The sequence below is a fragment of the Pseudomonas sp. S37 genome (assembly GCF_016658545.1).
Classification (GTDB): Bacteria; Pseudomonadota; Gammaproteobacteria; order Pseudomonadales; family Pseudomonadaceae; genus Aquipseudomonas.
In genome coordinates, this window is record NZ_JACVZC010000166.1 from 1 (window position 1) to 10,227 (window position 10,227).

7 protein-coding genes are annotated in these 10,227 nt (G+C 63.1%); 1 reads left to right on the forward strand and 6 read right to left on the reverse strand.

All coding sequences use genetic code 11. The annotated features are described in order from the left end of the window. Nucleotides 1–42: 42 nt before the first annotated feature. The 6 genes from IAE39_RS27855 to ttgA form a co-directional block, all read right to left on the reverse strand. The gene (locus IAE39_RS27855; RefSeq protein WP_201207691.1) at nt 43–555 is read right to left on the reverse strand and encodes an Mpo1 family 2-hydroxy fatty acid dioxygenase; all 513 of its coding nucleotides are present in this window, start codon (nt 553–555) and stop codon (nt 43–45) included. 146 nt (nt 556–701) lie between these two features. Next, nucleotides 702–1,625: a LysR family transcriptional regulator gene (locus IAE39_RS27860; protein ID WP_201207692.1), complete on the reverse strand. Its 924-nt coding sequence runs from the start codon at nt 1,623–1,625 to the stop codon at nt 702–704. A gap of 192 nt (nt 1,626–1,817) precedes the next feature. Further along, nucleotides 1,818–3,074 carry an OprD family porin gene (locus IAE39_RS27865; protein ID WP_201207693.1) on the reverse strand — a complete coding sequence of 419 codons (1,257 nt, stop codon included), beginning with the start codon at nt 3,072–3,074 and terminating at the stop codon, nt 1,818–1,820. Between the two features lie 363 nt (nt 3,075–3,437). Further along, nucleotides 3,438–4,892 (reverse strand): AdeC/AdeK/OprM family multidrug efflux complex outer membrane factor, encoded by a 1,455-nt coding sequence (locus tag IAE39_RS27870; protein WP_201207694.1) that lies wholly within the window; start codon nt 4,890–4,892, stop codon nt 3,438–3,440. Further along, the gene (gene ttgB, locus IAE39_RS27875; RefSeq protein WP_201207695.1) at nt 4,889–8,041 is read right to left on the reverse strand and encodes a multidrug efflux RND transporter permease subunit TtgB; all 3,153 of its coding nucleotides are present in this window, start codon (nt 8,039–8,041) and stop codon (nt 4,889–4,891) included. The genes IAE39_RS27870 and ttgB overlap by 4 nt, the downstream gene beginning before the upstream one ends. Nucleotides 8,042–8,044: 3 nt before the next feature. Beyond that, entirely contained in the window at nt 8,045–9,199 is a 1,155-nt protein-coding gene (ttgA, locus tag IAE39_RS27880) for a toluene efflux RND transporter periplasmic adaptor subunit TtgA (RefSeq protein ID WP_201207696.1), read from the reverse strand. 259 nt (nt 9,200–9,458) lie between these two features. On the opposite strand from ttgA, the gene ttgR reads away from it, so the two are divergent. Continuing rightward, nucleotides 9,459–10,091 (forward strand): efflux transport transcriptional regulator TtgR, encoded by a 633-nt coding sequence (ttgR, locus tag IAE39_RS27885; RefSeq protein WP_201207697.1) that lies wholly within the window; start codon nt 9,459–9,461, stop codon nt 10,089–10,091. The last annotated feature ends 136 nt before the right edge of the window (nt 10,092–10,227 follow it).

The window sequence follows — 10,227 nt, forward strand, 5'->3', positions numbered from 1 at the left end:
CCCCCCCCCCCCCCCCCCCCCCCCCCCCCCCCCCCCCCGCTCCTACACAGAGCGTGCCACTACAGGCCCTGCGTTGCTTTCCACGGCCTGCTTCAGGGCTGGGCACAAACCCAGCATGAACGCCGCTTCAGCCACCACGAACAGCGGGCCGATGATCAACCCGCTGACATCGTCGACAAACGCCGGTTTGCGCCCTTCGTAGTAATGGCCGACGAACTGGATGATCCAGCCCACCACGAACGCCCCCAGCCCGGCGCCAAGCCACAGCCCGGTGGCCTGCATCGCCAGCACTTGGCCGACCCACAGGCACAGCCCCAACAGCAACCCCATCACCAGCCCGAAACGCAGGTCCAGGCGCAGGTAGAACCACACCGAAGCCGCCGCTGCCAGCAGGGCAGGGGACAGCCAGATACCGGCTACCTGCCAGCCAGGGCGCGACAGCAGGATGGTGACCGCCAGCACAATCATGGGGATGCCGATGAAATGGGTGAGGATGTTGCGTGGGTCGCGGTGGTAGCTGGCGTATTGGCTCAGGTGGTCGACGAGGGTTTTCATGGTTGTGCCTCCCTGGTTTGCCTGGTCGATGTGTGGTGTCTGTTCGGGCCTATTCGCGGGTAAACCCGCTCCCACAGGTAGGCGAAGAGGCCGGTACAGGCAACCCATATAGCTCAGGATAGCGCGCACCCACCACCATCATCAGCTCAGCGAATGGCGGCAGCCCGTACCGGCATATCCAGCCCCACCAAGGTCTCGATCATCGCCCGCGCCGCCGGCGACAGCCGGTAGCCGCTGCGGCTGACTACCCCGCAACGCACACTCAGCACCTCCAGCGCCGGCGGCAGGTTGCGCCAGTGCAGGCGTACCAGGGTGCCAGCGGCCAGGTCTTCGGCCACTGCCTCTTCGCTGGCAGTGCCGATGGCGTCGCTGGCCTGCACCACGCTGCGCAGGATGGCCAGGTGCTCGGTTTGCAGGTGCGGGGTGAAATCGCTGCGCCCGCTGAGGTTGGCCAGGCGCTTGCGCACACCGGGGGCGAGCAGGGCGCTGGCTAATGGGTAGCTGAACAGGTCGTTGGTCGACAGGCTGTCCTTGGCCAGCAACGGGTGGCCCGGGCGGCAGAAGAACAGGCCAGGGCGGGGCGACAAAGGTTCGGTGTGGAAGTTGGCGTCGGCTTCGAACGGGCGGATATCGTCCACGAAAAACTCGATCTGCTCCCGTCGCAGCGCCTGACCGAGGCGTTCGGCATTGTCCACCAGCAGCGAGGTGCGAATACCCGGGTGGCGCTCGATGAAGTGGCGCAGGGCATCAGGCACCAGGCGCACGGCCAGCGCCGGGCCGCTGCCGAAGTGCAGCTCGCCGGCATCGAGCTTGGTCATTTGCAGTACTTCGTTGCTCAACTGCGCTGCCCCTTGCACCAGGCGCCGGGCGTGTTGCAGCACTACCAGGCCTTCTGGGGTAGGTGGCAGGGCCTTGCTGGCGCGGTCGACCAGCGGGCAGCCGAAGCTGTGTTCCAGGCCCTGGATGGCGCGGCTGAAGGCGGGTTGGGTAATGCCCATGGCCTCGGCGGCACGGACGAAGCTGCGGTATTCGGTGAGGGCGATGAAGTAACGCAGCTGACGGAGGTCCATGTCACGGCTCTGGGGCGGGGATCAGGGGCCTATTCAAGCGGTTACTGCATATGTTGTAAAAGAAGGTTTATTGATTTGTTTATGTTCTTTGGTTATTTGCTGGGGCGGATGGCCTCTTCGCGGGTGAACCCGCTCCCACAGCGTTCCCCACCCGTTGTAGGAGCGGGTTCACCCGCGAATAGGCCAGTAGGCTCAGAGGAGATTCAGCGGGTAACTCACGATCAGCCGGTTCTCATCAAAGGCATTGGTGCTGAAGTCCCGGCGCATGGTGGAGTTGCGCCATTTCACCGACAGGTCCTTGAAACTGCCCGACTGAATCACATAGGCCAGCTCGGTTTCCCGCGCCCATTCCTTGCCATCGTCCACGCCGCCAGCGGTAACGTTGTCACCCTTGATATAGCGGTTCATCAGGGTCAGGCCGGGTACGCCGACAGTGGCGAAGTTGAAGTCATGGCGCACCTGCCAGGAGCGCTCCTTGGCGTTGTCGAAGCTGGAGTTGTAGCTGTCGTTGGCCAGGGTGCCGCCGCTGGTGCCGTTGACCCGTAGCCAGGCATCGTCGCCGCTGACCTTCTGCAGGCCAACGTAGAAGGTGTGGCCCTGGTAGCGCGCCGAAAACAGTGCGGAGGCGGTGCGGTTGTCCAGCTTGCCGGCGCGTTCGGCGCCGTCTTCCTTGCCGATGAAGTAGCCCAGGTTGGCGCCCAGGGTCCAGTCGCCCAGCGGCTGGCTGTGCGTCAGGTTGAGGTACTGCTGGCGGTAGATGTCCTTGAGCTGGGCATTCCACAGGCCAATCATGGTGCGCTTGTCGTTGAAGGTGTATTCGCCGCCGCCGAAGTTGAAACGGTCGGAAGTGAATGCGGCTTTGCCGTTCAGCGACATGTCTTCCATGCTGGCGTCGTTGCGCGGGCTGTTGCCGCGGAACTGGCCGGCGTACAGGGTCAGGCCGGCGATCTCCTTCGAGGTCAGTTGGCCACCGCGGAAGGTTTGTGGCAGCGAGCGGCCATCATCCGAACGCAGGATCGGCAGAACCGGCATCCATTCACCGACTTTCAGCTCGGTTTCCGACAACCTGGCTTTTAGCGCCACACCCAGGCGGCCGAAATCATCAGCCGGGCGGCCATCGTCGTGCACCGGCAGCAGGTGGGTATTGGTGGTGCCTTTGCCGCCGTCGAGCTTGACCGAGTACAGGCCCAGCACATCCACACCGAAACCAACGGTGCCTTGGGTGAAGCCGGAGCGGGCGTCGAGGATGAAGCTTTGCGTCCATTCTTCGGCCTTGGCCTGCGGGTGGGCCGGGTCGACGAAGTTGCGGTTGATGTAGAAGTTGCGCAGGTTGAGGGTGGCCTTGGCGTCCTCCATGAAACCACCTTGGTCGGCGGCGAATACGGGAAGGGTGCAGGACATGGCCAACAGGCCGGGCAGCAGCTGGCGTGCGGGTTGCAAAGTGCTCATCTGTCGTGGATCTCTTGTTTTTATGGGGCGAGCCGGTGCACTGCGGGGTCGAGCCAGCAGGTGCGGGTCTTTTCTGGATGAACTTGGGCAACGTTGCGTGGGGGGATGGTGCGGGGTCGGGCAGGGGTGAGGCAATTCGTCGCAAACGGAACGGGGCGATAATCGAACGGAATGTTCCAGGTGGTTAATAGTTTTTCCTGTGCCGGCCTCTTCGCGGGTGAACCCGCTCCCACAAGGACCGCACAGGTTCCAAGGCTTGTGCATTACCTGTGGGAGCGGGTTCACCCGCGAAGAGGCCGGCACAGGCAACACAAAACAAAAAGCCCACCATCAAGGGTGGGCTTTCTGCTAAACCAAGGCCTGTCAGCTCTTCGGTACTTCCACCGATGCCTGCTGGTTAGCCTGCCCGGTCTGCTCGTACCAGCCACCACCAAGCGCCTTGTACAGGTTGACCTCGCTGGTCAGCTGCGACAGGCGATCGCCGATCAGTGCCTGCTGGGCACTGAACAGGTTGCGCTGGGCATCGAGGAAGGTCAGGTTGCTGTCGATGCCGATGCGGTAGCGGCGTTCAGCCAGGCGGTAGTAGTCCTGGTTGGCCTGCACCAGGTCGCGCTGGGCCTGCAACTGCTCTTCAAAGGTCTTGCGCGCCGCCAGGCCATCGGAGACTTCCTGGAAGGCGGTCTGGATGGTCTTTTCGTACTTGGCGACGTTGATGTCCTTCTGGATCTTCGAGTAGTCCAGGCTGGCCTTCAGGCTGCCGGCGTTGAAGATCGGCAGGTTGATCTGCGGCTGGAACAGCCAGGTGCCCTGGCCGCCTGCGAACAGGTGGCCCATGTCGGGGCTCAGGCTGCCGGCGTTGGCCGTCAGGCTGATGCTCGGGAAGAACGCTGCGCGGGCGGCGCCAATGTTGGCATTGGCGGCCTTGAGCAGGTGCTCGGCTTCCTGGATGTCCGGGCGGCGCTGGAGAATGTCCGACGGCAGGCCAGCCGGTACTTCGGCCAGTTGGTCGGCATTGAGCTCCAGTGGCTTGGCCAGGTCGGCAGGAATGCCGGTGCCCAGCAGCACGGTCAGGCTGTTGACGTCCTGGGCGACCAGGCGCTGGTACTGCGAGTACTTGACCCGGGCGCCTTCCACGGCGGTGCGCGCCTGGCTCACGTCCAGTGCCGAAGCCACGCCGACTTCGTTGCTGCGACGGGTGAGGTTGTAGCTTTCCTCGTAGGTCTTCAGCGTTTCTTCGGTCAGCTTGAACAGGGCCTGGTCGGCCTGCCAGGTGTAGTAAGCGTTGGCCACGCTGGCCACCAGGGCAATTTGCGTGGAACGACGTGCCTGCTCGCTGGACAGGTAGGTTTCCAGGGCTTGTTCGGTCAGGCTGCGCACACGGCCGAACAGGTCCAGCTCATAGGCGCTGACGCCCAGGGTGGCCGAGTACTGGCTGGTGATGCTCGATTCACCGGTTTGCGACATGTTCGCCGGCACGCGCTGGCGGCTGCCGCTGCCGGTGGCCGAAACCGCCGGGAACAAGTCGGCCCGCTGGATGCGGTACTGCGCGCGGTAGGCGTCGAGGTTCAACGCGGCGACGCGCAGGTCGCGGTTGTTGACCAGCGAGGTCTGGATCAGTTGCTGCAGTGCCGGGTCGTGGAAGAACTGGCGCCAGCCCTGTTCGGCTGCGGCAACGTCCGCCGACTGGGTCGGCGAGTACGCAGGGCCTTGCGGCCACTGCTGTGCCACCGGCGCTTCCGGGGTCTGGTAGTCAGGGATCAGCGAGCAACCGCCAAGAATGAAAGCGGTTACCGCCAGGGACAACAAAGACTTGGTCATTGCCCAGCCTCATAACGTGGAGTTTCAGGGGTGGCGTCTTTTTCCGGCTCTTTGCTGCCGAACAGCGACGACACTGCGACGAAGAATAGCGGTACCCAGAAGATTGCCAACACGGTCGCACTGATCATGCCGCCGATCACACCGGTGCCGATGGCGTGCTGGCTGCCGGCGCCGGCGCCGCTGGCGATGGTCAACGGTACCACGCCGAGGATGAACGCCAGCGAGGTCATGATGATCGGGCGCAGACGCATGCGGCAGGCCTCGATCGCCGCGTCGTACAGGCTGCGGCCTTGCTCGTGCAGTTCCTTGGCGAACTCGACGATCAGAATGGCGTTTTTCGCCGCCAGGCCGATGGTGGTCAACAGGCCGACCAGGAAGTACACGTCGTTGGACAAGCCGCGCAGGCTGGTGGCGATCAGTGCACCGATGATACCCAGCGGTACGACCAGCACCACGGCGATCGGGATCGACCAGCTTTCGTACAGGGCTGCCAGGCACAGGAACACGAACAGTACCGAGAGGGCGAACAGCGCCGGCATTTGCGAGCCGGAGAGTTTTTCCTCGTAGGACATGCCGGTCCAGGAGAAGCCGATGCCGCTTGGCAGTTCGCCAGCAATACGCTCGACCTCGGCCATGGCTTCACCGGTGCTGTAGCCAGGGGCCGGTGCACCGAGGATCTCCATGGCTTCTACGCCGTTGTAACGCGAAAGCTTCGGCGAGCCGTAGGTCCATTCGCCCTTGGCGAAGGAGGAGAACGGCACCATCTCGCCAGCGCCATTGCGCACGTACCACTTCTGCAGGTCTTCCGGGCTCATCCGCGCGTTGGGCTCGCCCTGGATGTACACCTTCTTGACCCGACCGCGGTCGATGAAGTCGTTGACGTAGCTGGCACCCAGGGCAATCGACAGGGTGTTGTTGATGTCGGCAATGGTCACGCCCAGGGCGCTGGCACGTTCGTCATCGATGGTCAGCTGGTATTGCGGCTCGTCGTTCAGGCCGTTCGGGCGCACTGCGCTGAGGATCTTGCTCTGTGCCGCCTTGCCCAGGAACTCGTTACGGGCTTCCATCAGCTTGGCATGGCCGACACCGCCGCGGTCCTGCAGGAACACGTCGAAGCCGGTGGCGTTACCCAACTCGAGCACTGCAGGCGGGGCGAAGGCGAACACCATCGCGTCGCGGAAGGTGAAGAAGTGCTGCTGGGCGCGTTGGGCCAAGGCGAACACGCTGTTCTCTGCCGAACGCTCGCCCCACGGTTTGAGCATGATGAACGCCATACCGGAGCTCTGGCCACGGCCGGCGAAGTTGAAGCCGTTGACGGTGAACACCGACGCGACGGTATCGGCTTCTTCCTTCAGCAGGTACTCACGCATCTGGTCGACCACCACCTGGGTGCGCTCGGCACTGGAACCGGCCGGGGTCTGCACCTGGGCAAACAGTACGCCCTGGTCTTCTTCTGGCAGGAACGCAGTGGGGATGCGGGCAAACAGCCAGATCATGCCGACCACGATCAGTGCATAGGCCAGCAGGAACGGCACCTTGTTGCGCAGGATGGTGCCCACGCTGCGCTCGTAGCCGTTGACGCTGCGGTCGAAGTTGCGGTTGAACCAGCCGAAGAAACCGCCTTTGGCCGTGTGGTGCTCGCCCTTTTTCAGCGGCTTGAGCATGGTGGCGCACAGCGCCGGGGTGAAGATAAGCGCCACCAGCACCGACAGGCCCATGGCCGAGACGATGGTGATGGAGAACTGCCGGTAGATCACACCCGTAGAGCCACCGAAGAACGCCATGGGCAGCAGTACCGCCGACAGCACCAGGGCGATACCCACCAGGGCCCCCTGGATCTGCTCCATCGAGCGCTTGGTCGCCTCCTTGGGCGGCAAGCCTTCCTCGGACATGACCCGCTCGACGTTTTCCACCACGACGATGGCGTCGTCCACCAGCAAGCCGATGGCCAGGACCATGGCGAACATGGTCAGGGTGTTGATGCTGAAGCCCGCTGCGGCAAGGATGCCGAAGGTACCCAGCAGCACCACCGGTACGGTCATGGTGGTAATGATGGTGGCGCGGAAGTTCTGCAGGAACAGGTACATCACCAGGAACACCAGGACCACGGCTTCGATCAGGGTGTGGATTACGCCGCTGATCGATTCGGTGACCACCGGCGTGGTGTCATACGGGAATACCGCTTTCACCCCAGGCGGGAAGAACGGTTCCAGGTCGCTGATGGTGCTGCGTAGTGCCTTGGCAGTGTCCAGGGCGTTGGCACCGGTGGCCAGTTTTACCGCAAGGCCGGAAGCCGGTTTACCGTTGAACTGGGCGCTGACCGCGTAGTTTTCACCGCCCAGGCCGACCTGGGCAACATCACCCAGACGCACTTGCGAGCCGTCACTGTTGACCTTGAGCAGGATCTTCTCGAACTGCTCGGCGGTTTGCAGGCGGGTCTTGCCGATGATGGTGGCGTTCAGCTGGGTACCCGGCATGGCCGGCAGGCCGCCGAGCTGGCCGGAGGACACCTGCACGTTCTGCGCGGCGACGGCGGTCTTGACGTCGACCGGGGTCAGCTGGAACTTGTTCAGCTTGGCCGGATCGAGCCAGATACGCATGGCGTACTGGGCACCGAACACCTGGAAGTCACCCACACCTGCTGTACGCGAGATCGGGTCCTGCATGTTGGAGACGATGTAGTTGGCCAGGTCGTCCTTGGTCATGCTGCCGTCTTCGGACACCAGGCCGATCACCAGCAGGAAGTTCTTCACTGCCTTGGTGACGCGGATACCTTGCTGCTGCACTTCCTGCGGCAACAGTGGGGTGGCCAGGTTCAGCTTGTTCTGCACCTGGACCTGGGCGGTGTCGGCGTTGGTGCCCTGCTCGAAGGTGGCAGTAATGGTCATGCTGCCGTCGGAGTTACTTTCCGACGACACATAGCGCAGGTTGTCGATACCGTTGAGCTGCTGCTCGATCACCTGCACCACGGTGTCCTGCACGGTTTGCGCCGAGGCGCCCGGGTAGGTCACGGCGATGGCGATGGCCGGCGGTGCGATGCTGGGGTACTGGTTGATCGGCAACTTCAGGATCGACAAGGCCCCGACCAGCATGATCACCAAGGCGATCACCCAGGCGAAGATCGGGCGATCGATAAAGAACTTCGACATGGTTTACTCCGCTTTGGCGTCTGCTTTCGCCGCGTTGGCCTGATCAGGGCTGCCCGGCTTCTTGACGTTGGTGGCTTCGCTGACCTTGACCTCGACGCCAGGGCGCACGTACTGCAGCCCTTCGGTGATCAGGCGGTCGCCCGGGTTCAGGCCTTCCTCGATCAACCAGTCGCTGCCCAGGGTGCGGCTGGCCTTCAGCTGGCGCAGTTCGACCTTGTTCTCCTGGTTGACCACCAGCGCGGTCGGCGCGCCTTTGAGGTCACGGGTCACGCCCTGTTGCGGGGCCAGGATGGCGTTGGCATTGACCCCGGCCTTGAGCCGCGCATGCACGAACATGCCTGGCAGCAGGGTGTGATCGGGGTTGGGGAACACGGCGCGAAGGGTCACCGAGCCGGTGGTTTCGTCGACCGCGACTTCGGAGAACTCCAGGCGGCCTTCCTGCTTGAACAGGCTGCCGTCTTCCAGCACCAGCTGCACCGAGGCTGCGTTTTCACCCGCCTTCTGCAGCTGGCCGCTTTCCAGGTCACGGCGCAGCTTGAGCAGCTCGGCAGTGGACTGGGTCACGTCAACGTACATGGTGTCCAGCTGCTGGATGGTGGCCATGGCATTGGCCTGGCCATTGCTGACCAGTGCACCTTCGGTAAATGCCGAACGGCCGATACGGCCGCTGATCGGTGCCAGCACCTTGGTGTAGCGCAGGTCGATCTGGGCACTTTTCAGCGAAGCTTCGGCCTGCAATCGTTTGGCATTGGCATCGTCGTATTCCTGCTTCGACACGGCCTGCTCGTCGATCAGCTGCTTGTAACGCTCGGCCAGCGAGCGGGTAGCCTGCAGGTTGGCCTGGGCATTGCCCAGTGTGGCCTCGTACACGGCGGGGTCGATCTGGTACAGCTGCTGGCCTTCCTTGACGTCACTCCCTTCCTTGAACAGGCGCTTGAGAATGATGCCGTTGACCTGCGGGCGCACTTCGGCAACGCGGTAGGCACTAGTACGCCCCGGCAGTTCCGAGGTCAGGGTGAAGGCTTGCGGCTGGATGGTCACGACGCCGACCTGAGGAGCCTGCGCCGCTGGCGCTGCTTCTTCTTTCTTACAGCCACTGAGCAGTGTTGCCAGGGCGACGGCGGAAACCAGAGCGGTAACGGCTGGCTTGAATTGCATGAGGATCCTCGGGTCGCGGGAGCAGGGAGACGCTCAAGAATAATGGAAGAGATCTTGATCTGGAGAAATTTGCTATCCGGTGGATAAATAGCTTGCTAAGGAATATACTTACATTCATGGTTGTTTGTAAATAGCGCTTGGCTGTACTCAGGTACCGCCACAGCCCGTGATTAGCTCATCCGCGAGGCCCCCTGCAGAGGTGCCCCGGAGCGTTCCCCCGCACGCGACGCGCGTTCGGGCCAGATGAGGTTGTACTGCCATGGTCCGTCGAACCAAAGAAGAAGCCCAGGAGACCCGCGCCCAGATCATCGAGGCAGCGGAAAAGGCCTTCTACAAGCGCGGGGTTGCGCGAACCACCCTGGCCGACATCGCCGAACTGGCGGGCGTGACGCGCGGGGCAATCTACTGGCACTTCAACAACAAGGCCGAGCTGGTGCAGGCGCTGCTCGACAGCCTGCACGAGACCCATGACCATTTGGCGCGGGCGAGCGAAAGCGAGGACGAACTCGACCCGCTTGGCTGCATGCGCAAGCTGCTGTTGCAAGTGTTCAACGAGCTGGTGCTCGATGCCCGAACCCGGCGTATCAATGAAATCCTGCATCACAAGTGCGAGTTCACCGATGATATGTGTGAAATTCGCCAGCAGCGCCAGGGTGCGGTGCTGGATTGCCACCAGGGCATTACCCTGGCGTTGGCCAATGCCGTACGCCGGGGCCAGTTGCCAGGCGAGCTGGATGTCGAGCGCGCGGCGGTGGCCATGTTTGCCTATGTCGATGGCCTGATCGGGCGCTGGCTGCTGCTGCCTGACAGTGTTGATCTGTTGGGCGATGTCGAAAAATGGGTCGACACCGGGCTGGATATGCTGCGCTTGAGCCCGGCGCTGCGCAAATGACACTTTGTTAAGGATTGTGAGGGAGTGTTTCCTCTCTGTATTAAGTGAGGATTAATGCTTCCAGGTACCTTGGGCCGCACACAGTTCCTGTAGGAGCGGGGGGGGGGGGGGGGGGGGGGGGGGGGGGGGGGGGGGG

Coding starts and splice junctions, on each gene's coding strand:
- ttgB (WP_201207695.1), bottom strand. CDS start 8,041: ATGTCGAAGTTCTTTATCGATCGCCCGATCTTCGCCTGGGTGATCGCC.
- IAE39_RS27860 (WP_201207692.1), bottom strand. CDS start 1,625: ATGGACCTCCGTCAGCTGCGTTACTTCATCGCCCTCACCGAATACCGC.
- ttgR (WP_201207697.1), top strand. CDS start 9,459: ATGGTCCGTCGAACCAAAGAAGAAGCCCAGGAGACCCGCGCCCAGATC.
- IAE39_RS27865 (WP_201207693.1), bottom strand. CDS start 3,074: ATGAGCACTTTGCAACCCGCACGCCAGCTGCTGCCCGGCCTGTTGGCC.
- IAE39_RS27855 (WP_201207691.1), bottom strand. CDS start 555: ATGAAAACCCTCGTCGACCACCTGAGCCAATACGCCAGCTACCACCGC.
- ttgA (WP_201207696.1), bottom strand. CDS start 9,199: ATGCAATTCAAGCCAGCCGTTACCGCTCTGGTTTCCGCCGTCGCCCTG.
- IAE39_RS27870 (WP_201207694.1), bottom strand. CDS start 4,892: ATGACCAAGTCTTTGTTGTCCCTGGCGGTAACCGCTTTCATTCTTGGC.